General features: G+C 33.5%; 20 protein-coding genes and 5 tRNA genes. 6 read left to right on the forward strand and 19 right to left on the reverse strand.

Annotated elements, in window-relative coordinates; all coding sequences use genetic code 11:
* The coding region (locus FUA24_RS04240; protein WP_148540171.1) for an immunoglobulin domain-containing protein at nt 1-2117 on the reverse strand (2117 nt) is incomplete at its 3' end.
* 303 nt (nt 2118-2420) lie between these two features.
* Between FUA24_RS04240 and FUA24_RS04245 the strand changes: the two genes are divergently transcribed.
* The 6 genes from FUA24_RS04245 to FUA24_RS04270 all read left to right on the forward strand — a co-directional run bounded on the left by FUA24_RS04245 (nt 2421) and on the right by FUA24_RS04270 (nt 7575).
* Nucleotides 2421-2768 (forward strand): fructose 1,6-bisphosphatase, encoded by a 348-nt coding sequence (locus FUA24_RS04245; protein WP_148540172.1) that lies wholly within the window; start codon nt 2421-2423, stop codon nt 2766-2768.
* Between the two features lie 11 nt (nt 2769-2779).
* On the forward strand, nt 2780-3592 hold the full coding sequence (locus FUA24_RS04250; protein WP_148540173.1) for a cell envelope biogenesis protein OmpA: 813 nt from the start codon (nt 2780-2782) through the stop codon (nt 3590-3592).
* Entirely contained in the window at nt 3579-4073 is a 495-nt protein-coding gene (locus tag FUA24_RS04255) for a Rab family GTPase (protein WP_148540174.1), read from the forward strand. Before FUA24_RS04250 ends, FUA24_RS04255 begins: the two co-directional genes overlap by 14 nt.
* A gap of 21 nt (nt 4074-4094) precedes the next feature.
* Nucleotides 4095-5612 carry a hybrid sensor histidine kinase/response regulator gene (locus tag FUA24_RS04260; protein WP_148540175.1) on the forward strand — a complete coding sequence of 506 codons (1518 nt, stop codon included), beginning with the start codon at nt 4095-4097 and terminating at the stop codon, nt 5610-5612.
* Nucleotides 5613-5647: 35 nt separating this feature from the next.
* Nucleotides 5648-7237 carry a peptide chain release factor 3 gene (locus tag FUA24_RS04265; protein WP_148540176.1) on the forward strand — a complete coding sequence of 530 codons (1590 nt, stop codon included), beginning with the start codon at nt 5648-5650 and terminating at the stop codon, nt 7235-7237.
* 107 nt (nt 7238-7344) lie between these two features.
* The gene (locus FUA24_RS04270; protein WP_148540177.1) at nt 7345-7575 is read left to right on the forward strand and encodes a (4Fe-4S)-binding protein; all 231 of its coding nucleotides are present in this window, start codon (nt 7345-7347) and stop codon (nt 7573-7575) included.
* A 236-nt stretch (nt 7576-7811) separates the two neighbouring features.
* Here the strand turns inward: FUA24_RS04270 and FUA24_RS04275 are convergent, their stop codons facing one another.
* The 18 genes from FUA24_RS04275 to rpsU form a co-directional block, all read right to left on the reverse strand.
* Nucleotides 7812-8129 (reverse strand): DUF3467 domain-containing protein, encoded by a 318-nt coding sequence (locus FUA24_RS04275; protein WP_148540178.1) that lies wholly within the window; start codon nt 8127-8129, stop codon nt 7812-7814.
* Between the two features lie 175 nt (nt 8130-8304).
* Nucleotides 8305-12606, reverse strand: coding sequence for a DNA-directed RNA polymerase subunit beta' (gene rpoC, locus FUA24_RS04280; RefSeq protein WP_148540179.1), 4302 nt, complete (start codon nt 12604-12606; stop codon nt 8305-8307).
* Nucleotides 12607-12677: 71 nt separating this feature from the next.
* Entirely contained in the window at nt 12678-16490 is a 3813-nt protein-coding gene (rpoB, locus tag FUA24_RS04285; protein WP_148540180.1) for a DNA-directed RNA polymerase subunit beta, read from the reverse strand.
* A 126-nt stretch (nt 16491-16616) separates the two neighbouring features.
* Nucleotides 16617-16997: a 50S ribosomal protein L7/L12 gene (gene rplL / locus FUA24_RS04290; RefSeq protein ID WP_148540181.1), complete on the reverse strand. Its 381-nt coding sequence runs from the start codon at nt 16995-16997 to the stop codon at nt 16617-16619.
* 65 nt (nt 16998-17062) lie between these two features.
* Nucleotides 17063-17584, reverse strand: coding sequence for a 50S ribosomal protein L10 (gene rplJ, locus FUA24_RS04295; protein WP_148540182.1), 522 nt, complete (start codon nt 17582-17584; stop codon nt 17063-17065).
* A gap of 23 nt (nt 17585-17607) precedes the next feature.
* Nucleotides 17608-18297, reverse strand: a complete 690-nt coding sequence (rplA, locus tag FUA24_RS04300; RefSeq protein ID WP_148540183.1) for a 50S ribosomal protein L1 — start codon at nt 18295-18297, stop codon at nt 17608-17610.
* A 17-nt stretch (nt 18298-18314) separates the two neighbouring features.
* Nucleotides 18315-18752 carry a 50S ribosomal protein L11 gene (rplK, locus tag FUA24_RS04305; RefSeq protein ID WP_148540184.1) on the reverse strand — a complete coding sequence of 146 codons (438 nt, stop codon included), beginning with the start codon at nt 18750-18752 and terminating at the stop codon, nt 18315-18317.
* Nucleotides 18753-18827: 75 nt separating this feature from the next.
* Nucleotides 18828-19382, reverse strand: coding sequence for a transcription termination/antitermination protein NusG (gene nusG, locus FUA24_RS04310; protein ID WP_148540185.1), 555 nt, complete (start codon nt 19380-19382; stop codon nt 18828-18830).
* Nucleotides 19383-19396: 14 nt separating this feature from the next.
* Entirely contained in the window at nt 19397-19591 is a 195-nt protein-coding gene (gene secE / locus FUA24_RS04315; RefSeq protein ID WP_148540186.1) for a preprotein translocase subunit SecE, read from the reverse strand.
* Between the two features lie 15 nt (nt 19592-19606).
* Nucleotides 19607-19679, reverse strand: a tRNA-Trp gene (locus tag FUA24_RS04320).
* 62 nt (nt 19680-19741) lie between these two features.
* On the reverse strand, nt 19742-20929 hold the full coding sequence (tuf, locus tag FUA24_RS04325) for an elongation factor Tu (RefSeq protein WP_148540187.1): 1188 nt from the start codon (nt 20927-20929) through the stop codon (nt 19742-19744).
* Between the two features lie 64 nt (nt 20930-20993).
* A tRNA-Thr gene (locus FUA24_RS04330) sits at nt 20994-21065 on the reverse strand.
* A 71-nt stretch (nt 21066-21136) separates the two neighbouring features.
* A tRNA-Gly gene (locus FUA24_RS04335) sits at nt 21137-21209 on the reverse strand.
* 38 nt (nt 21210-21247) lie between these two features.
* A tRNA-Tyr gene (locus tag FUA24_RS04340) sits at nt 21248-21330 on the reverse strand.
* A 46-nt stretch (nt 21331-21376) separates the two neighbouring features.
* Nucleotides 21377-21450 (reverse strand) — tRNA-Thr (locus FUA24_RS04345).
* Between the two features lie 114 nt (nt 21451-21564).
* Nucleotides 21565-21867, reverse strand: a complete 303-nt coding sequence (gene hpf / locus FUA24_RS04350; protein ID WP_148540188.1) for a ribosome hibernation-promoting factor, HPF/YfiA family — start codon at nt 21865-21867, stop codon at nt 21565-21567.
* A 37-nt stretch (nt 21868-21904) separates the two neighbouring features.
* A complete protein-coding gene (locus tag FUA24_RS04355; RefSeq protein ID WP_148540189.1) occupies nt 21905-22795 on the reverse strand; it encodes a tyrosine-type recombinase/integrase in 891 nt (296 codons plus the stop codon).
* A 150-nt stretch (nt 22796-22945) separates the two neighbouring features.
* Complete coding sequence (gene rpsU / locus FUA24_RS04360; RefSeq protein ID WP_148540190.1) at nt 22946-23140, reverse strand: 30S ribosomal protein S21; 195 nt, start codon at nt 23138-23140, stop codon at nt 22946-22948.
* Nucleotides 23141-23354: the final 214 nt, after the last annotated feature.

Here is a 23354-nt window from a genome sequence, read left to right on the forward strand (position 1 = left end):
CCATCACAATCAGTAACTGCTGTTACAGCTAGTGTAATATCGGATGCGGTAAAGTCACATGGATCGTTCCAATCTGTATCACCAGATCCTTGTGTACCATCACCATCTGGATCTACCGCGTCTAGGTTTGTTACGCCATCACCATCACAATCAGTAACTGCTGTTACAGCTAGTGTAATATCTGATGCGGTAAAATCACATGGATCGTTCCAATCGGTTGCTGGTTCACCATCTGGCGGTGTAATTTCATCCTCATCTGTTACGCCATCACCATCACAGTCAGCTAAAACTGTTACGCCTACAGCAGTTCTTGGACTTTCACAAGAATTACCATCTGTTTGACTTACATAATACGTTGTAGCATCAACTAAATTATGTGATGTTAACAAAGGACTTCCTCCTGAGGCAGTGGTATACCATTGTAAATTTGTTCCTGCTGCTATAAGATCTGCTATTGTTGGGTTTTCTCCCCAACAAAAACTTTGAGCATTTGCAACTGGTGCTAATGGTAAGACATTAACCGTTAACTCAACTGTATCTTCTTCAGGACAACTATTATTATTAGTTGTTACTTCTACGCGATAATTGTTTCCTGATAGTGCAAGCGTAGCTGATGAAATGGTTAAACTCGCAGTGTTAGTCCCACTGTATGGAGATGAATCTGTTAAAGGCGTGGTACTTATTCCAATATACCACCTATAGATATAATCACCTGTTGGTATTGGTATAGTTGTATCATCTGAAGTGGCTCCAGTGGCACCAAAATCTGTAACCCTAAGACCTGTTGGTGAAGCTGTTAAAGTTATACTTTCCCCTAAACAGACCTCTGCTGGAGTAGGTAAAATCACAACTGAAGCTATTACATCACTTCCTGTTACAGCAACTGTGGTGTTTTGAGATTGATCTCCGCCATTATTAGGCACACCAATTGTTCCTATATTTAGTATATCGTTATCTACAGTACCTTCATCGGTATCTGTTAAATTACCTGTACTCGTCAAATCTGAATGATTGTAGTTTCCAGCACCTTCAATAGCATCTAAACATCCATCATTATCGCTATCAAGATCTTGAAAATTTGGTACTCCATCATTATCTGTATCTGCTGGTCCTAACTGGGCATCACTACAAGCAGCCCCATCATTTTCCCTAGTAACTTCAGACATAAAAGGAGCTCCAAAACTAGGTGTTCCAGTTGTATAGTCTAATAGTTCTACAATTAAACCATCATTGTTAGCACCAAAAAATATTCTTTTATTTCCAGCACCATCATCTTGTAAAAAGGCAGCTCCAAATCCTCCTGAGGTATATCCTGTAGGCTCTGTAATTGTTGTTACATTTGCTGTTTTCGGTGAGGGTGCATTTAAATCAATAGTTACAACATCAACTAAATCTGGTACTCCTGAAGATGTATGCCTTTTTAACCCATACATAATATCATCTACAATGACATAATCAAGAACATTGAATTCAGAAGTGTTATCAGTATCAAAAATAACCCTAGCACTTGTTCCTGTGGCAATATCATATCTATGTATGTTAGTTTGATTACCGTAATAAAAGCCACCATTAAGTACCGTTCCCGCTGTAAGCACACTTCCAGTAGAAGCTGTCGTAATTCTATTGGTTTCACCCGTTTTAGGATGTATTGTTATAATATCTCCATTAGCTACAGGGTCACCGGACGAGTCAGTAACTGGAGAAGGGTCTGTACCATCTATTTGGACTAAGGCGTAAAACATCCCTTCATGGAATCCCATAGCATTGTACCTAAAACCCGCAGGAACTCCAATGCTTATGTATGAAGCCGACGTTGTATCATATATTTTCAATTGACCTCTGTAAATTGTAGAACCAGTTACCTGCGATATTACTTGAAACAACCCCTTAGGGCAATTTACATCTTCTCCTTGGAATTCAATTGCATCAAGAATGCCATCATTATCATCATCTAAATCTAGGGAATCTGGAATACCATCATTATCACAATCTCCTGGAGGTCCGTAGCATTGAGCGACTATTTTTTGCGAACAAAAAACCCCTAAAAATACCGCTAACAAAATCAACTTTGTATTTATGCTATGTTTGATAAATTTCAAAAAATAATTTTCTTTCATGTCATTTGGGTTTAATTAATTCTGCTTCTTTGAAATGAAGAAAATCGTTTAAAAACAAAACACGAACGACAAAACACAAAAAAGACAAAATTATTTACATTTTTTTCTTATTATATATATCAATAATTACATATATATTCACACATACTTTATGTACAATTAAAGCTAGTGCTATTTTATATTCGCAACTATCATTAAGCAATTATTTTCAAAAACACCGATAAACTACACAAATATTAGATGAAATGCACTTTGTTTATATATTCTTACTTTTTTTTAACTTCGCGATAAAGAAAAATACATATGTCGGAAGCCAACAAACAAAACAAGCAGGTAAAAGAAAACAGTAATTCCAAAATAGAGACCATAAAAAATTTAATTTTTGGTGAAAATATAGTTGAATATGATAATGAATTTGAAGCTATAAAAAACGATATTCTAGAAAAAAAGGTTGCTTTAGAAAATCTGATATCAACTACAGAAATAGAGCTTAAGCGCGTTATAGATAATTTAAGTACTGATTTAAATATTAGACTAACAGGTCTTAGTGATTCTATTGAAAATAAAATTGAAGACCTAAATAGAAAAAAGGTCAACAGAAAAGATTTAGGTGATTTACTTATTAAATTAGGCTCTAAAATAAGTGAGTAATTCTATACCACATGGGGGAGGAAAAAAAACTTATTCTTTTAAAAGAATTACTGTTAACCGATGATAGAACTTTAGTTAATTCTTTACAATCTCGTATTAAAGAATTGGAAAGTATCATTGAAAAACAAGAAAAGCTTTCTAAAAAAATAAACCCAATAATTGATGATAAGCTAAATGCCTATTCTAAAGAAATTCCTAAAAAACTTGGCCCTACAATAACGAAATCGTTAAAAAATGAAATAGAAAACTCCAAAGACCGGGTTGTTGACGCGCTATATCCGATTATTGGTAAAATGATAAAAAAGTACATTAAAAGAGAGTTTAAGGTTTTATCTGAAAAAATTACTCAACAACTACAAAAAAGTTTTTCTTTTAAAAATTGGTCTAGAAAATTCAAAGCTAAGTTTAGTGGTATTAAAGAAGAAAGCTTAGTCATTAATGATTTAGCCCTAACGGAAATTCAGGAAGTATTCATAATAAATAAGGAATCAGGAATTTTGTTAGCAAACTTTTCTAAAACAAACACAATAGATAAAGAGGTTCTTTCTGCGATGCTTACTGCCATTAAAAGTTTTGTAGAAGAAGCTTTAAAATTAGATCAAGAAGATCTGGAATCTATAGAATATGGCACTTACAATATACATCTTCAAAATTTCGGATCCTTTTATGTGGCTGTTGTTTTACATGGTGTTTCAGACAATATTTATAAAAATAAATTAGAAACTAAGCTTTATTCTTTCGCAGAAAAACATTTAACCAATAAAAACCCTAACACAAATCTTTCTGAAAAATTAGCTAAATATTTTAAGGATGATAACATCTAAAAAAATTGTTTTACTTGGGCATTTTGGTGTTGGTAAATCTTCAATTGTTAGGCAATTTATTACTAATGAATTTTCAACCGATTATAAGGTGACCATTGGAGTTCATATTTTAAAAAAAGAAATTTCTCTTAAAAGCGGCGGTATTTGTTCATTAATTATTTGGGATTTAGAAGGTACAGATAATATAGACCTTGTTAATACCTCTTATTTATTAGGAACCGACTCCTTTATATATGTTTATGACGTTACCCGCCCAATTACATATGTTAATCTAGAAGAAAATGTTAATAAACTAAAACTTATGTTTTCAAATTCATTAATAAAAGTTGTTGGCAATAAAGTAGACCTTTTTGATGCAGAAGAGCGAGAAGCATACGAAAAATTAATGGGTTCTAAACAATATCTGGGTAGTGCCAAGACAGGTGAAAACATAAACACTATTTTTTTAGATATAGCCAAAGAACTAATTCTGGAAGAATAATTTACTTCTTATAACAATAGAATGCATTTAACGGATTTAAAACAGAAATATAAAGTTCTACGTATTCAATTCATTACTACAGATGTTAATGGCATTATAAAAGAAAGTGATAACAAACTGTTTGTTGCTAAACAAGGTTTCAATTTAGGTGAAATTCATCCATTTTTTAAAAGTATCATAGCTTTATTTTCTGCTGAAACTTTATTGGATTTTACATGTGTTCATTTGGAGCTTAATTCTAAAACATTTACATGCGACATCGAAGTTAAAGTAATTAACGATAATTTATTTTTGGTTATAATTACAGATTTTTCAAAGCATTATGAATCTTTTCAAAGTTTGGTTCAGTCGAGAAATGAGACCTCTATTCTGTCAGAATCCCTAATTCTGAAGAATAAACTTTTACGTGAACAAGAAGCCTTTAAAAATAAGTTTATTTCCAATTTTAGTCATGAGGTGAAAAGTCCAATTGCAAGTATCATTTCTTTTACGAATTTGTTAAAGGATACTAACCTAAAAGAGGAACAAGAAGATTATTTAAACTTAATTATTAATTCAAGTATTCATCTAAAATCTATCATTAATGATATTTTAGACCTTTCTAAAATAGAAAAAGGCAAATTAGAAATTAAAAACTCTGAGTTTAACTTTCGCAGCTTAATTGATAAGATTTCGGCACACTATAGTCATAAATGCAAAAATAAAGCTCTAGAATTTATAACAAACATAGACGAATCCATACCAGTTATTATAGAAAGTGATGAAACAAGAATAGCTCAAGTTATCCAAAATTTACTGGACAATGCTCTTAAATTTACAAAAGAAGGTTCTATTAGTTTAGAAATAAAACAACTATACTATAGAGCTCAAAACGCAAGTATATCGGTTGTCGTAAAAGATACTGGTCCTGGAATAAAAGAAGAAGACTACGATGCTATTTTTAAACGTTTTGATCGACTAGAAAACACCAATACTATAGAAGGTATAGGGTTGGGACTATCTATAGTAAAAGAAATAATTGACCTAATGAATGGAGAAATCTATGTTAACAGTGAACCAAATAAAGGTTCTACATTCACGGTTGTTATAAAGGTTAAAACATTACCCATAAAAAAAGAAGAAAGACAAAACATATCTATTAAAAAATTTCAACCTAAAGGTAATAGAAAACCAAACATACTTCTTGTTGAAGATAATGCTACTCATCAACTAAGTATATTTAAAACTTTAGCTAAAACGAAAAAATTCTTCTTAGACATAGTAGATAACGGCTTCGATGCAGTTAAATCTGTTAATAACGTACATTATGATGTTATTTTAATGGATTATAAAATTCATTTTCTTGATGGTGTTGAAACAGCAAAAACTATTCGGAGAATGGATAATAAGCAAAAAAGTAAAACGCCAATAGTTCTAATTACAAGCCAAATAATTAACGCTAATTTACTTCAGCATAAAGGAGAACTATTTAACGACATCTTAGAAAAACCATTTGAAGAAGAAAGATTATTAAATGCCATACTAAACTCCTTAAAATAATTACTTTTGCAGCTACCTAAATGTGAAGAATTAAAATGAGTTTTTTAGAAGAAATCAATCGCAGAAGAACCTTTGGTATTATATCTCACCCAGATGCTGGTAAAACCACTTTAACAGAAAAACTACTGTTATTTGGTGGCGCAATTCAAGAAGCAGGTGCTGTTAAGAGTAATAAGATTAAAAAAGGCGCAACAAGTGACTTTATGGAGATTGAACGTCAGCGTGGTATCTCTGTAGCAACTTCGGTTTTGGCGTTTGAATACAATGGTATAAAAATTAATATTCTCGATACCCCTGGTCATAAAGATTTCGCTGAAGATACTTTTAGAACGCTTACGGCTGTAGATAGTGTTATAGTAGTTATTGACGTAGCAAAAGGTGTTGAGGAGCAGACTGAAAAGCTTGTTGAAGTATGTAGAATGCGTAACATACCTATGATAGTATTCATTAACAAATTAGATAGAGAGGGTAAAGATGCATTCGATTTATTAGATGAAGTGGAGCAAAAGTTAGGTTTAAAAGTAACACCTTTAAGCTTTCCTATTGGTATGGGATATGAGTTTAAAGGGATCTATAATATCTGGGAAAAAAATGTTAATCTCTTTAGCGGTGATAGTAGAAAAGATATAGAAGAAACTATTGAAATTTCGGATTTGGCGTCTGATGAATTAGATAAACTTGTTGGAGAAGATGCTGCTAACACCTTAAGGGAAGAAATTGAGTTAGTTCAAGGTATTTATCCGGACTTTGATAAAGATGCCTATAAAAATGGTGAATTGCAGCCTGTCTTTTTTGGCTCGGCATTAAATAATTTTGGTGTTAGAGAGTTGTTAGATTGCTTTATTGAAATTGCACCCACACCAAGATCCAAACAAAGTGATACGCGTTTAGTTGATCCAGACGAAAAGAAATTTACAGGTTTCGTTTTTAAAATTCATGCCAATATGGATCCTAATCATAGAAACAGATTAGCTTTCGTAAAAATTGTTTCTGGTGAATTTAAACGAAACACGCCTTACTTACATGTTAGAAATAATAAAAAACTAAAATTTTCTAGCCCAAATGCATTTTTTGCTGAAAAAAAAGAGATTGTAGATATCTCATATCCTGGTGATATCGTAGGTTTGCAAGATACAGGAAGCTTCAAAATAGGAGATACATTAACAGAAGGGGAAGTACTAAATTACAAAGGAGTCCCAAGCTTTTCTCCAGAACATTTTAGATATATTAATAATGCCGATCCGTTAAAATCTAAGCAACTTGCTAAAGGTATCGACCAGCTAATGGACGAAGGTGTGGCGCAACTTTTTACATTAGAACTTAACGGTCGTAAAGTTATAGGAACGGTTGGTGCGCTTCAATATGAAGTAATTCAATATAGGTTAGAACACGAGTACGGAGCCAAATGTACTTATGAAAATTTAAATGTTGCAAAAGCATGTTGGGTAGAACCTGAAGATGAGAAAAATGATGAATTCAAGGAATTTAAACAAGTTAAACAGAGATTCTTAGCTAAAGATAAGCAGGACCAACTAGTTTTTCTTGCGGACTCCATGTTCTCACTACAAATGACGCAGCAAAAATACCCAAGTATTAAGTTCCACTTTACATCAGAATACAATTAAGGTTGTTGTATTTCATCGAATAAACCGATTTAAAATTTGTTTTTAATCGATGTTTTAATACATTTAATCGGATTAAAACCCAATTAGTCAACCAAAATTACCTACTTATGGAAGTTAAAGCCAATGAATTCAGCAATGGAGATATTGTTGTTACCTATGATCCTTGTAAATGTACTTTATCTGGAATCTGCGCAAAAGAACTTTCTGAAGTATTTAGTGATTCTATAATTCCATGGGTGAATTTAGATAACACGGATACGGATAGAATAGTTGAACAAATTGAAAGATGTCCATCTGGAGCTTTAAAGTATTTTCTAAAGCAAAAAGATGTCGCCTAATGTTAAAGAATAATATTAAAAGATTAAAGCGCTTTAGAAATATCTAAAGCGCTTTTGTTTTCTTTGTAATGAAGTCCTAAAAAGTTAAAATCCCTTAAATTATAAGTTCTAAAGCATAAATACTAATGGATTATCATAAGACATCAATGAAGTATTTAACTTGCTTAAACTTCGTTTAAACAGTACGATTACTATAAGACTTAATTATAATAAATCATTAATATAATAGGATAACATTATGCTTCTCCTGTAGGTCCAAAATTAAGAGGTATTGGAGGTTGCTCATAATCTTTAATTTCCCCATGAGCATTTTCAAATTTATTAACGTTATCAGCTAGTGCCTTTAATAATCGTTTAGCATGTTGTGGTGTTAAAATAATTCTAGATTTCACCTTATTTTTTGGAACACCAGGCATGATGTTTATAAAATCTACCACAAATTCTGAGACAGAATGATTTATGATTGCTAAGTTAGAATAAGTCCCTTCAGCAACCTTTTCATCTAATTCTATATTTATTTGTCCTTGTTTTGGTTTGTCGTTTTCGTCAGCCATTGAAAATTCTATTTTTCACTTCCAAGAAAGTGGAAGTCCTATTTATTAATTGTTTTACTACACCCACAAGGTTCTAAAAACCTTGCTGGAGTTTAATACTAAAAAAAGCCTTCAAGTAAAATACATGAAGGCTTTTGTTTTTATAGATTCCCTCCTCCGTTGGGAGTGATACATTTTAGTTGTAATTCAACTCTTGCTTTACCTGCATCATTTCATCAAACTCTTCTTTAGAACCTACTATGATATTAGAATACTTTCTCATACCTGTTCCTGCTGGTATTCTATGACCAACAATAACATTTTCTTTAAGTCCTTCTAAAGAATCTACTTTTCCTGCAACTGCTGCTTCATTAAGAACCTTAGTTGTTTCCTGGAACGAAGCTGCCGAAATAAATGATTTAGTTTGAAGCGAAGCCCTCGTAATACCTTGTAGTATTGGAGTGGCAGTAGCTGGTTGCGCATCTCTTGCTACAACAAGCTTCTTATCTTCTCTTCTTAAGATTGAATTCTCATCTCTTAATTCTCTCGGTGTTACAATCTGTCCAGCTTTAAGATTAGTTGAATCTCCAGCATCCTCAATTACTTTCATTCCGAAGATATCATCATTTTCTTTAATGAAATCTGCTTTATGAACTAATTGATCTTCTAAGAAAATAGTATCACCAGAGTCTATAATTCTTACTTTACGCATCATTTGTCTAACAACTACTTCAAAGTGCTTATCATTAATCTTTACACCTTGTAAACGATATACTTCTTGTACTTCATTTACTAAGTATTGTTGAACAGCTGAAGGTCCTTTAATATTTAAGATATCATTTGGCGTAATAGAACCATCAGATAAAGGCATACCAGCTTTTACATAATCATTTTCTTGAACAAGAATCTGATTAGATAACTTCACTAAGTATTTTTTAATCTCTCCAACTTTAGATTCTACAATAATCTCACGATTACCACGCTTTATTTTTCCGAAAGATACAACTCCATCAATCTCACTTACAACAGCTGGGTTAGATGGGTTACGTGCTTCAAATAACTCCGTTACACGTGGAAGACCTCCTGTAATATCCCCTGCCTTAGCAGATTTTCTTGGTATTTTAACTAATACTTTACCAACATTAATTTTTTCTCCATCATCTATCATTAAGTGCGCTCCAACTGGTAAGTTGTATGAACGTATGGTTTCACCACTAGCATCCTCAATATGAATTGTTGGAATTAGTTTCTTATTTCTAGATTCTGAAATTACTTTTTCTTGGAAGCCAGTTTGCTCATCAATCTCTACTTGATAAGTGATACCTTGTTCAATGTTCTCATACTTAATTTTTCCAGCAAATTCTGAAATAATAACACCATTATATGGATCCCAAGTACAAACAACATCGCCTTTAGTTAATTTCTGTCCGTTCTTAATCATTAAGTGAGAACCATAAGGAATGTTATTAGTACTTAACGTAATTCCTGTTTTCTCATCTACTAATTTAATTTCAGAAGTTCTAGAAATAACGATTTCAACATCATTTCCTTCGTTATCTTGACCTTTTACAGTTTTTAAATCTTCAATCTCTGCTATACCATCAAACTTAACAGCTAACTTGTTATCTTCAGAGATGTTACCCGCAATACCACCTACGTGGAACGTACGAAGCGTTAACTGTGTACCAGGTTCACCAATTGACTGTGCAGCAACTACTCCAACGGCTTCACCAAGTTGAACCATTTTACCTGTTGCAAGGTTACGTCCATAACATTTCGCACAAATTCCTCTTAGCGCCTCACATGTTAACGGCGAACGAACTTCTATACTCTCAATTGGCGAGTCTTCAATAGACTTAGCTATATCATCTTCAATAAGATCTCCAGCAGCTACCAATAATTCATCTGTTAAAGGATTGTATACATCATTTAAAGAAACACGTCCTACAATTCTAGCTTCTAAAGTTTCAACAACTTCATCGTTTTTCTTTAATGGTTCTACTAATACTCCTCTTAATGTACCACAATCTTCAGTGTTAATAATAACATCTTGAGATACATCTACTAAACGACGTGTTAAGTATCCAGCATCCGCTGTCTTAAGAGCGGTATCCGCAAGACCTTTACGAGCACCGTGAGTAGAAATAAAGTATTCTAAAATTGAAAGCCCCTCTTTAAAGTTAGAAAGGATCGGATTTTCAATAATCTCACCACCACCTGCATTAGATTTTTTAGGTTTTGCCATTAATCCACGCATACCTGTTAACTGACGAATCTGCTCTTTAGATCCACGAGCTCCAGAATCAAGCATCATGAATACCGAGTTAAATCCTTGTTGATCCTCACGGATACGTTTCATAGATAACTCTGTTAACTCAGCATTGGTAGACGTCCAAATATCAATTACCTGATTATAACGCTCGTTATTGGTTATAAGTCCCATATTATAGTTACCCATAATACCATCAACTAAGCCATTTGCTTTATCAATCATTCCTTGCTTTTCCTGAGGAATAATGATATCACCTAAACTGAATGATAAACCGCCTTTAAATGCAAAGTTAAATCCTAAAGTTCTAATAGAATCTAAGAAATCTGCTGTTTCAGGAACAGATGTAGCTTTAAGGATGTTACCAATAATATCTCTTAAAGACTTTTTAGTTAATACCTGATTAATATATCCTGCTGCTTGTGGTACATGTTGGTTAAATAATACACGTCCTACAGTAGTGTCAAGAATCATTCTATCTAACTTACCGTCTTCATTAATATCTAACGTTCTAACTTTGATAGCAGCATTTAGGTCTACTCGCTTCTCATTAAAAGCAATTTCTACTTCTTCTGGAGAATAGAATGTTAAACCTTCTCCTTTAATTTCTAAATCTGGAGTAGACTTACGCTCTTTAGTCATATAATAAAGACCAAGTACCATATCCTGTGATGGTACCGCAACTGGCGAACCATTTGCTGGATTTAAGATATTATGTGATGCCAACATTAATAATTGACATTCCAAAATAGCTTCTGGACCTAATGGCAAGTGAACTGCCATCTGGTCACCATCAAAATCTGCGTTAAATGCAGTACACACTAGTGGGTGTAACTGGATTGCTTTCCCCTCAATTAATTTTGGTTGGAAGGCTTGAATACCTAATCTATGTAATGTAGGAGCACGGTTTAGTAATACAGGATGTCCTTTAAGAACATTTTCCAAGATATCCCAAACTACTGGCTCTCTTTTATCAATAATTTTCTTTGCAGATTTTACAGTTTTTACAATACCTCTTTCAATTAGTTTTCTAATTACAAAAGGCTTGTAAAGTTCTGCTGCCATATTCTTTGGCAATCCACATTCGTATAATTTTAATTCTGGACCAACAACAATTACAGAACGTGCAGAGTAATCAACACGTTTACCAAGTAAGTTTTGACGGAAACGTCCTTGCTTACCTTTTAATGAATCTGATAATGATTTTAACGGTCTGTTAGAATCGGTTTTTACTGCTGAAGATTTACGTGTGTTATCAAATAATGAATCTACAGATTCTTGTAACATACGTTTTTCATTACGTAAAATTACCTCAGGAGCTTTAATTTCAACAAGTCTTTTAAGACGGTTGTTTCTAATAATAACTCTACGGTATAAATCATTTAAATCTGAAGTAGCAAAACGACCACCATCTAAAGGTACTAACGGACGTAATTCAGGTGGAATTACTGGAATAACCTTCATAATCATCCACTCAGGACGATTCTCTCTATTCTTGTTAGATTCCTTTAATGCCTCAACAACTTGTAAACGTTTTAAAGCTTCAGTTTTACGTTGCTTAGACGTTTCAGTATTTGCTTTATGACGTAATTCGTATGATAAAGATTCTAAATCAATTCTAGCTAATAACTCAATTAAACATTCAGCACCCATTTTAGCAATGAATTTCTCTGGATCCGAATCGTCTAAATATTGATTGTCTTGAGGAAGTGATTCAAGAATATTTAAATACTCCTCTTCAGTTAAGAAGTCCATTTTCTGTAATGGTTCTCCTTCTTCATTTTTAGCATTACCTGGCTGAATTACTACGTAACGTTCGTAGTAAATAATCATATCCAATTTCTTAGACGGTAACCCTAATAAATAACCTATTTTATTTGGTAAAGAACGGAAGTACCAAATATGTGCAACTGGTACAACTAAATTAATATGACCAACTCTATCTCTTCTAACTTTCTTTTCAGTTACTTCAACTCCACAACGGTCACAAACGATACCTTTATATCTAATACGTTTATACTTACCACAAGCACACTCATAATCCTTAACAGGACCAAAAATACGCTCACAAAATAAACCATCACGTTCTGGTTTATGTGTACGGTAATTAATAGTTTCTGGTTTTAAAACTTCACCTCTAGATTCTGCTAAAATAGACTCTGGCGATGCTAAACCAATTGAGATTTTATTAAATCTCTTAACTGTATTTTTATCTTGTTTTCTTGCCATTTTCTTAAGTTTTCAGTCTCAGTCTCAGTATTCAGTTCATCTAAACTGTATACTGTGACTGCAAACTATTTTTACTCTTCTAATCTAATGTCTAATCCTAAACCTTTTAATTCATGCATTAATACATTGAATGACTCTGGTAATCCTGGATCTGGCATTGGTTCACCTTTAACAATACTTTCGTATGTTTTAGCTCTACCAATTACATCATCAGATTTTACAGTTAATATTTCTCGTAAAGTACTTGATGCTCCATATGCCTCAAGTGCCCATACTTCCATCTCACCAAAACGCTGACCACCAAACTGTGCTTTACCACCTAATGGTTGTTGCGTAATTAACGAGTAAGGTCCAATAGAACGAGCGTGCATCTTGTCATCTACCATGTGTCCTAATTTCAACATGTAAATAACACCTACAGTAGCCGCTTGATCGAAACGTTCTCCTGTTCCACCATCATATAAGTGAGTATGTCCGAAGCGAGGTACTCCTGCTTCATCTGTTAACTCATTTATTTGATCTAATGTTGCACCATCAAAAATTGGAGTAGCAAACTTTCTACCTAAATTTTGACCTGCCCAACCTAAAACAGTTTCATATATCTGACCAATGTTCATACGAGAAGGTACCCCTAACGGATTTAATACAATATCCACTGGTGTTCCGTCCTCTAAGAATGGCATATCCTCTTGACGAACGATTCTTGCAACAATACCTTTGTTTCCGTGACGTCCTGCCATTTTATCACCTACTTTAAGTTTACGTTTCTTAGCAATGTAAACTTTAGCAAGTTTAATGATTCCAGCTGGTAATTCATCTCCAACAGAAATTGTGAACTTCTCACGTCTTAAAGAACCTTGTAAATCGTTCTCTTTAATTTTATAGTTGTGAATTAAATCGGCAACAAGTGCATTTGTATGATCATCAGTAGTCCATTTTCCAGAAACTAAATGTGCATAATCATCAACAGCATTTAACATTTTTAAAGTGAATTTTTTACCTTTTGGTAAAACTTCTTCCCCTAAATCGTTAAATATCCCTTGAGCAGTTTTACCATTAACAATGTTAAATAACTTGTCTACTAAAACATCTTTTAACTCATCAAATTTTCTATCATATTCTGCTTCTAAAGCTAAGATATCGTCTTTGTCTTGTGCTCTCTTACGCTTATCTTTTACAGCTCTTGCGAATAATTTTTTATCAATTACAACACCATTTAATGATGGCGAAGCTTTTAATGATGCATCTTTTACATCACCAGCTTTATCACCAAAAATAGCGCGTAATAATTTTTCCTCAGGAGTTGGGTCAGATTCACCTTTTGGAGTAATCTTACCAATTAAGATATCTCCTGGTTTAACTTCTGCACCAACGCGAATCATACCATTTTCATCTAGGTCTTTTGTAGCCTCTTCAGAAACGTTAGGAATATCGTTAGTTAACTCTTCGTTACCTAATTTCGTATCTCTAACTTCTAAAGAATATTCATCAATATGAATAGATGTAAATATATCTTCGCGTACAACCTTTTCAGAAATTACAATTGCATCCTCAAAGTTATATCCTTTCCAAGGCATAAAGGCAACCTTCATGTTTCTACCAAGTGCTAACTCACCTTTTTGAGTAGCATAACCTTCACATAAAACTTGTCCTTTAGTAACTCTATCTCCTTTAACAACAATTGGTTTAAGGTTGATAGACGTTCCTTGGTTTGTTTTTCTAAATTTTATTAATGGATAAGACTTAACATCTGAGTCAAAACTTACTTTAGCTTCATCCTCAGTTCTATCATATCTTATTTGAATCTCGTTAGCATCAACATATAATACTTCTCCTTCTCCTTCAGCATTAATTAATACTCTTGAATCTTTAGCAACTTGTCTTTCTAGACCAGTTCCTACAATTGGAGCATCAACTCTTAATAATGGTACAGCCTGACGCATCATGTTAGATCCCATTAATGCACGGTTGGCATCATCATGCTCTAAGAATGGAATTAACGATGCCGAAATAGATGAAATTTGATTAGGCGCTACATCGGTGTAATGCAATTCGTTTGGATCAATCACTGGGAAATCACCTTCCATTCTTGCAATTACCTTATCATGTAAGATTTTACCATCTCCATCTACTTCTACAGTAGCTTGAGCAATTAATTTCTCTTCCTCTTCTTCTGCACTTAGGTATGTTGGCTCATTTTTAATGTCTACAACTCCTTCTTCAACTTTTCTATATGGTGTTTCAATGAATCCCATTGAATTTACCTTAGCATAAACTGAAAGAGAAGAAATTAATCCAATATTCGGTCCCTCAGGAGTTTCAATTGGACAAAGTCTTCCGTAGTGTGTATAGTGTACATCACGTACCTCAAAACCAGCTCTTTCACGAGAAAGACCACCAGGACCTAAGGCAGATAAACGACGTTTATGCGTTATCTCTGCTAATGGATTTGTTTGATCCATAAATTGAGACAACTGATTTGTTCCAAAGAAAGAATTAATAACCGAAGATAATGTCTTGGCATTAATCAAATCAATTGGTGTAAACACTTCGTTATCACGAACGTTCATACGTTCACGAATTGTACGAGCCATACGCGCTAAACCAACACCAAACTGAGAAGATAACTGCTCTCCAACTGTACGTACACGACGGTTAGATAAGTGATCTATATCATCAATCTCAGCTTTAGAATTAATAAGCTCAATTAAATATTTAATAATGGTAATGATATCTTCTTTGGTAAGTACTTGCTTATCCATTCCAATATCAAGACCTAATTTTTTGTTCATTCTATAACGACCAACTTCTCCTAATGAATAACGTTGATCTGAGAAGAATAATTTATCAATTATTCCACGTGCAGTTTCCTCATCTGGCGGTTCTGCATTACGTAACTGTCTATAAATATGTTCAACAGCCTCTTTTTCAGAGTTAGTTGGATCTTTTTGAAGTGTATTATGAATAATAGCATAATCACCTTGCTCAGAAGTTTCTTTATGTAAAAGAATAGTTTTTACTTCTGCTCCAATAATCTCTTCTATATTTTCTTTATCAAGTATTGTATCACGATCAAGCACAATTTCATTACGCTCTATTGAAACAACCTCTCCAGTATCTTCATCTACAAAATCCTCATGCCACGTGTTAAGTACACGAGCTGCTAATTTTCTACCTAAATATTTTTTTAATCCCGTTTTTGATACTTTAACCTCTTCAGCTAAATCAAAAATTTCTAAAATATCTTTATCTCGCTCAAAACCGATTGCTCTAAAAAGTGTAGTTACTGGTAACTTCTTTTTTCTATCGATATAAGCATACATTACTTGATTAATGTCTGTAGCAAACTCAATCCAAGACCCTTTAAATGGAATTACCCTAGCTGAGTAAAGTTTTGTTCCATTAGCGTGAAATGACTGTCCAAAGAATACACCAGGAGAACGGTGTAACTGAGAAACTACTACACGTTCTGCACCATTGATAACGAAAGTACCACTAGGTGTCATATAAGGAATTGTTCCTAAATATACATCCTGAACGATAGTTTCGAAATCCTCATGTTCTGGATCTGTACAGTATAATTTTAATCTAGCTTTTAGGGGAACACTGTATGTTAGTCCTCTCTCAATACACTCATCTATGGCATATCTAGGCGGATCTATGAAGTAATCTAAAAATTCTAAAACAAATTGATTACGAGAATCTGTAATTGGAAAGTTTTCCATGAAGGTATTATAAAGCCCTTCGTCTCCTCGCTCTTCCGATTTTGTTTCTAATTGGAAAAAATCCTGGAAGGATTTGATTTGAATATCCAAGAAATCTGGGTATTCTGTTCTATTTACAATAGACGAGAAATTTAATCTTTCAGCTTGTGTTGACAACATCAATGAACGGAATTTTGATTAAAAAAAATTATGATAGAGTTATGTACTCTTTATATACGCAAAATGGTTTAGGTCTTGGAGAGCTACTCTCTAGACCTAAACCTTTATGTTCTTAGGTTATATTGCTTACTTAAGCTCAACCTCAGCTCCAGCCTCTTCTAAAGAAGATTTTAAGCCTTCAGCTTCATCTTTAGATACACCTTCTTTAATTGCGCTTGGTGCATCATCAACTAATCCTTTAGCTTCTTTTAAGCCTAAACCAGTTAATTCTTTAACTAATTTTACAACAGCTAATTTAGAACCACCTGCCGCTTTAAGGATTACGTCAAATTCAGTTTTTTCTTCAGCAGCTTCACCACCACCAGCAGCACCTCCACCAGCAGCAACAGCTACAGCTGCAGCAGCAGGCTCAATACCGTACTCATCTTTTAATATAGTAGCTAATTCATTAACTTCTTTTACTGTTAAGTTAACTAATTGTTCTGCGAAATCTTTTAAATCTGCCATTTTTCTATCGTTTTAATAATTTTTTAATTTAAATATAATTGTAATAAGTGCGTACTTGCCAAATACTATCCTTCTTTCTCAGATAGTGTTTTAATAATACCAGCCAGTTTTCCACCACTTGATTGAAGCGCTGAAACAACATTTTTAGCAGGAGATTGTAATAATGTAATAATCTCACCAATCAATTCTTCTCTAGACTTGATATCCACTAATGCGTCTAACTGATCATCACCAATGTAAATTGCCTCCTCAATAAAAGCTCCTTTTAATAAAGGCTTCTCCGATTTTTTACGGAAGTTTTTAATTAACTTAGCTGGTGCATTACCTGTCTCTGAATACATCACAGATGTATTACCTTTTAATACAGAAGGAAGGTCTCCAAAATCTTTGTCTGAAGCTTCCATTGCTTTTTCAAGTAATGTATTTTTAACCACAGCCATTTTTACGTTTGCTTTAAAAGCAGCACGACGTAAGTCTGAGGTAGTTCCTGCGTTTAATCCAGAAATATCAGTTAAATAGATATTAGCATTATTTGCTAATTCACCAGTTAACTCCTCAATTACTTGTGATTTTTCTTCTCTTGTCATAATAAAAGTTTTAACTAATTATATTAACCAATCTTAGGATCAACAGCAACACTAGGGCTCATTGTAGAAGACATAAAAATACTCTTCACATAAGTTCCCTTTGCCGCAGTTGGCTTAAGTTTTATTAATGTTTGTAATAATTCATTTGCGTTACCCGCAATTTTATCAGCACTAAAAGATGCTTTACCAATAGCAGCGTGAACAATACCAGTCTTATCAACTTTAAAGTCAATTTTACCAGCTTTTACTTCACTAACAGCCTTAGCAATATCCATAGTTACAGTACCAGTTTTTGGGTTAGGCATTAAACCACGAGGACCTAATACACGTCCTAAAGGACCTAATTTACCCATTACACTTGGCATTGTAATAATAACATCTACGTCAGTCCAACCACCTTTAATTTTATCAAGGTATTCTTGTAAACCAACAAAATCAGCACCAGCTTCTTTAGCTTCTGCTTCTTTATCTGGTGTTACTAATGCTAATACTTTTACATCTTTACCAGTACCATGAGGTAATGAAACAACACCTCTAACCATTTGATTTGCTTTTCTAGGGTCAACTCCTAAACGTACAGCAATATCAACTGATGCATCAAATTTAGTATTGGTAATTTCTTTAATTAATGCAGAAGCCTCATCTACAGAATAAAGTCTTCCTTTCTCAATTTTCGCTTGAGCTTCCTTTTGCTTTTTTGTTAATCTTGCCATATTTAATGTTTTAAAGATTAATTAGGGAATTGCCCTGTTACAGTGATCCCCATAGATCTTGCTGTACCAGCAACCATTTTCATAGCCGATTCAACAGTAAATGCATTTAAATCTTGCATTTTGTCTTCTGCTATAGTTCTGATTTGATCCCAAGAAACTTTCGCTACTTTTTTTCTGTTTGGTTCTCCTGAACCCTTTTTCACCTTGGCCGCTTCTAATAATTGTACTGCAGCTGGAGGGGTTTTAATAACAAAATCAAAAGATTTGTCTTTATAAACCGAGATAACAACAGGTAAAACTTTTCCAGCTTTATCCTGAGTTCTAGCATTAAATTGCTTACAGAACTCCATGATGTTAACCCCAGCAGCACCTAGAGCGGGTCCAACCGGTGGCGAAGGATTCGCAGCACCTCCCCTAACTTGTAGCTTAACTACTTTACTTAACTCTTTTGCCATTTTTAATAATTTAATATGTGATAGTATTCTTTATAGTTGGAAGCAAAAAGAACCTATCTTATAGTGTAACAATTATTATACTTTTTCTACTTGCATATAACTTAATTCTAATGGTGTTTTTCTTCCGAAAATCTTAACCATTACCTCAAGCTTACGCTTTTCTTCGTTAATTTTTTCAATGGTACCATCAAATCCATTAAACGGACCATCAATAACTTTAACTGTTTCTCCTTTGGTATAAGGAATAGCAACATTAGTTGTTTCTTCAACAGATAACTCATCAACTTTACCTAACATTCTATTAACTTCAGACTGTCTTAAAGGCACAGGGTCTCCTCCCTTAGTTTCTCCTAAAAAGCCTATAACGTTTGTTATACCCTTAATTATATGAGGAACCTCTCCTGATAAATTAGCTTGAATCATTATATAACCAGGAAAATAAACTTTTTCTTTGCTTATTTTCTTCCCGTTTCTTATCTGAATAACCTTCTCTGTAGGCACTAATACTTGGTCAACATAATCCTGCATACCTAAACGAGCTATTTCATTCTCTATATAGGTTTTGATTTTGTTTTCTTGACCACTTACAGCCCTAACAACATACCATTTTTTTTCACTTACTTCAGACATAAACTTACACTTAACTATTTAATTAAATCAAAGTAATAACCCACTACTTTACTAAAAACCACATCAACCCCATATATTGCCAAGGAAAAAATAATAGAAAAAACAGCTACTAAAACTGTTAAATTCTGAGCCTCAGCCCACGTAGGCCAACTTACGTTAGATTTTAGTTCGTTAAATGATTCTTTTATATAATTTACAAATCCTGCCATTTATAATTTTATTTGCACGGGTTGCGAGACTCGAACTCACGACACCTGGTTTTGGAGACCAGTGCTCTACCAACTGAGCTAAACCCGTAAATATAAGTCAAGGTATTCCAATAAAAGGAATACCTTCACTTATTAATATATTAAACTGTCTTAGTCTAAAATTTCAGTTACCTGACCAGCTCCAACTGTTCTACCACCTTCACGGATTGCGAAACGTAAACCAACGTTCATTGCAATTGGTTGAATTAAATCAACAGTAATAGTTAAGTTGTCTCCAGGCATAACCATCTCAACTCCATCAGGTAAACCAATGTTACCAGTTACGTCAGTTGTTCTTACGTAGAACTGAGGACGGTAGTTGTTATGGAATGGCGTGTGACGTCCACCTTCTTCTTTCTTAAGGATATAAACCTCAGCTTTGAATTTTTGGTGTGGAGTAACAGAACCTGGCTTAGTAATTACCATACCTCTAGAGATTTGAGTTTTCTCAATACCTCTTAATAAGATACCAGCGTTATCACCAGCTTCTCCTCTATCTAATATTTGACGGAACATCTCAATACCTGTAATAGTAGAAGTTAACTTCTCAGCACCCATACCGATAATTTCAACAGGATCACCAGTTTGAGCAATACCAGTTTCAATTCTACCAGTTGCTACAGTACCACGACCAGTAATAGAGAATACATCCTCAATTGGCATTAAGAAAGGCTTATCCATATCACGTACTGGCTCTTCGATCCAGTTATCACAAGCTTCCATTAATTCTAATACTGTATCTACCCATTTTTTCTCACCGTTAAGTGCACCTAAAGCAGAACCAGAAATTACAGGTCCATTATCTCCATCATACTCGTAGAAAGATAATAAATCTCTAACCTCCATATCAACAAGCTCTAAAAGCTCCTCATCATCAACCATATCAACTTTGTTTAAGAAAACAACGATACGTGGAATACCTACCTGACGACCTAATAAGATGTGCTCACGAGTTTGTGGCATTGGACCATCTGTTGCAGCTACAACTAAGATAGCACCATCCATTTGAGCAGCACCAGTTACCATGTTCTTTACGTAATCGGCGTGACCTGGACAGTCAACGTGCGCGTAGTGACGGTTAGCTGTTTGATACTCAACGTGAGATGTATTAATTGTAATACCTCTTTCTTTCTCTTCTGGAGCATTATCGATCTGATCGAAGTCTTTAGCCTCAGATAAACCTGCATCAGCTAATACTTTAGTAATAGCAGCTGTTAAAGTTGTTTTACCGTGATCTACGTGTCCAATAGTACCTATATTTAAGTGTGGTTTTGAACGATCAAAAGTTCCTTTTGCCATGTTAAAATAATTTAATCTTAGTTATATAATAATATTAGTGTATTCTAATCAATTTTAATACTAGAGCCAATGACGGGATTTGAACCCGTGACCTCTTCCTTACCAAGGAAACGCTCTACCCCTGAGCTACACCGGCAATTCATTTACGATTGCCGATTTTTGATTTACGATTTGTAATTCGTACATCGTAACTCGTAAATAGTTTTGAGCGGGAGACCGGGTTCGAACCGGCGACATTCAGCTTGGAAGGCTGACGCTCTACCAACTGAGCTACTCCCGCATTATTTTGAATTCATTTTTGAATTCAAAATTTAAAAGTGGGAAGAGCAGGATTCGAACCTGCGAAGGTAAAAACCAACAGATTTACAGTCTGTCCTCGTTGGCCGCTTGAGTATCTTCCCAATTTAATTTTTTCAGTATTTTAAAGAACGCTCTTTAATTATTTAGAGCCGATAGAGGGACTCGAACCCACGACCTGCTGATTACAAATCAGCTGCTCTAGCCAGCTGAGCTATATCGGCGTTTTTTATACATTTTTACGCATAAAAAAAATCCGCTATTTCTAACGGACTGCAAATGTATTGAATTATTTCATTATTCAAAACATTTTTTAAAAAATTTTAATTAATTATTTGCTACATATGAGCTCTTAATTTTTCTTTACGTTTCTTTAATTGTCTTTCTAATGATGAAGCTGCCATATCCGCACCTTCTTCAAAGGTCTTACATTGCTTTTTCACAATAAAACTATCTCCAGGAACACTAACTCTTGCTTCAAATACTTTGTTCTCTTTATCACTAGTATTTTCTAATTTTAAATAAACATCTGAACTAATGACTTTATCATAAAACATATCTAACTTATCCATTCTCTTTTGAATAAAATCCAATAGTTTTTTGTCTGCATTGAAATTAACAGATTGCGTGTTTACTTTCATAATTTATATTTTTTGGTTAGACAATAAATTAGAGCTGCTATTTTTTACTTCGAGGGTGCGCCCTTATATGCACTTTTTTTAATTCGGCTATACTATTATGAGTATATATTTGTGTGGCGGCCAAACTTGAATGTCCCAAAAGTTCTTTTACAGCATTAATATCGGCACCTTGGTTTAGTAAATGAGTTGCAAAAGAATGTCTTAATATATGAGGACTTCTTTTAACTTTAGAAGATGCCCTACTAAAATAACTATTTATTATTCTATAAACAAGTGTTTCATATATTTTAAATCCTTTTTTAGTGAGGAATAAATAGTCCTTATCCTCAATGTACCCCAGCTCACTTCTTAAAACCAAGTATTTACCAATGGTATCTTGTACAGACTTTAACAACGGTACAATTCTCTCCTTATTTCTTTTACCTAGAACTTTTAACGTTTTATTGGGAAGATCTAAACTTGATAGCTTAAGATTTACTAATTCTATTCTCCTTATACCCGTTGAGTAGAATAACTCTATTATTAACTTATCTCTTAAACTTTCAAAATTTGTTTCATCGTAAAAGTTATTTAGAACTCTTATTATTTCATCTTCAGAAAAAGGAACTTGAACTTTTTTTGAAGTTTTTAAAGCTTTATGCTTTGCCAACGGGTTTACTTCTATATCTCCAACACGTAAAAGAAACTTGTAATACGAATTTAAAGAAGAGATCTTCCTATTTATACTCTTATTTGTTAAACCATCCTCCACCATAAAAACAATCCAACTTCTTATCTGAGAATAATTAGCTTTGGTTGTATTAGAAGTTTGAAATTCAGATTTCACAAATTCACTAAATTTTTCTAAGTCTCTCTTATACGCATTAACGGTAAGTTCAGAATAGTTTTTTTCTAGAAGCAAATAATCTATAAATGATTGTAAGGACATTCTATAAATTTAATTTTTAAAACTTAAATGTGCAAAGTTTTAATTGAGTAGAACCGAAACTAAAAGAACCAAGTTCTTACTTAGATAAAATATATAAACAAAAAAATCCCACCTAATAAGTGGGATTTATATTTTAAAACAGAACTTCTATTAAATGTTTTCTGCATCTCTTAATTGCTGAACATATTGCGCCTTTTGTAATTGCGCTCTACGTGCAATAGAAGGCTTTGTATACTGCTTACGTGTTTGTAACGCTCTTTTGGTTCCAGTTTTATCAAACTTTCTCTTATAGCGCTTTAAAGCTCTATCTATATTTTCTCCTTCTTTAATTGGAATTACTAACATAGTGTCTTAACCTCCTCTCTTTTAAAATTTTGGAGTGCAAATATATAATATTTTTTATTTGTAATTGAACAATCAATAAATTTTATTTTCTTCTGATTTTTACCCAATAAAATCAACAATAAGACACTTTGATATTGTTGAAGTTTTCAATTAATTTTGCGACATCATAAAAAGTCTACTCCTACTACTATTTGGGAAATTAGACTTTTTCGTA

Source organism: Seonamhaeicola marinus, assembly GCF_008085455.1.

Bases quoted from the DNA above. Each gene is read 5' to 3' on its own strand.
- FUA24_RS04245 (WP_148540172.1), top strand. From the start codon at position 2,421: ATGTCGGAAGCCAACAAACAAAACAAGCAGGTAAAAGAAAACAGTAAT.
- FUA24_RS04250 (WP_148540173.1), top strand. From the start codon at position 2,780: ATGGGGGAGGAAAAAAAACTTATTCTTTTAAAAGAATTACTGTTAACC.
- FUA24_RS04255 (WP_148540174.1), top strand. From the start codon at position 3,579: ATGATAACATCTAAAAAAATTGTTTTACTTGGGCATTTTGGTGTTGGT.
- FUA24_RS04260 (WP_148540175.1), top strand. From the start codon at position 4,095: ATGCATTTAACGGATTTAAAACAGAAATATAAAGTTCTACGTATTCAA.
- FUA24_RS04265 (WP_148540176.1), top strand. From the start codon at position 5,648: ATGAGTTTTTTAGAAGAAATCAATCGCAGAAGAACCTTTGGTATTATA.
- FUA24_RS04270 (WP_148540177.1), top strand. From the start codon at position 7,345: ATGGAAGTTAAAGCCAATGAATTCAGCAATGGAGATATTGTTGTTACC.
- FUA24_RS04275 (WP_148540178.1), bottom strand. From the start codon at position 8,129: ATGGCTGACGAAAACGACAAACCAAAACAAGGACAAATAAATATAGAA.
- rpoC (WP_148540179.1), bottom strand. From the start codon at position 12,606: ATGGCAAGAAAACAAGATAAAAATACAGTTAAGAGATTTAATAAAATC.
- rpoB (WP_148540180.1), bottom strand. From the start codon at position 16,490: ATGTTGTCAACACAAGCTGAAAGATTAAATTTCTCGTCTATTGTAAAT.
- rplL (WP_148540181.1), bottom strand. From the start codon at position 16,997: ATGGCAGATTTAAAAGATTTCGCAGAACAATTAGTTAACTTAACAGTA.
- rplJ (WP_148540182.1), bottom strand. From the start codon at position 17,584: ATGACAAGAGAAGAAAAATCACAAGTAATTGAGGAGTTAACTGGTGAA.
- rplA (WP_148540183.1), bottom strand. From the start codon at position 18,297: ATGGCAAGATTAACAAAAAAGCAAAAGGAAGCTCAAGCGAAAATTGAG.
- rplK (WP_148540184.1), bottom strand. From the start codon at position 18,752: ATGGCAAAAGAGTTAAGTAAAGTAGTTAAGCTACAAGTTAGGGGAGGT.
- nusG (WP_148540185.1), bottom strand. From the start codon at position 19,382: ATGTCTGAAGTAAGTGAAAAAAAATGGTATGTTGTTAGGGCTGTAAGT.
- secE (WP_148540186.1), bottom strand. From the start codon at position 19,591: ATGGCAGGATTTGTAAATTATATAAAAGAATCATTTAACGAACTAAAA.
- tuf (WP_148540187.1), bottom strand. From the start codon at position 20,929: ATGGCAAAAGGAACTTTTGATCGTTCAAAACCACACTTAAATATAGGT.
- hpf (WP_148540188.1), bottom strand. From the start codon at position 21,867: ATGAAAGTAAACACGCAATCTGTTAATTTCAATGCAGACAAAAAACTA.
- FUA24_RS04355 (WP_148540189.1), bottom strand. From the start codon at position 22,795: ATGTCCTTACAATCATTTATAGATTATTTGCTTCTAGAAAAAAACTAT.
- rpsU (WP_148540190.1), bottom strand. From the start codon at position 23,140: ATGTTAGTAATTCCAATTAAAGAAGGAGAAAATATAGATAGAGCTTTA.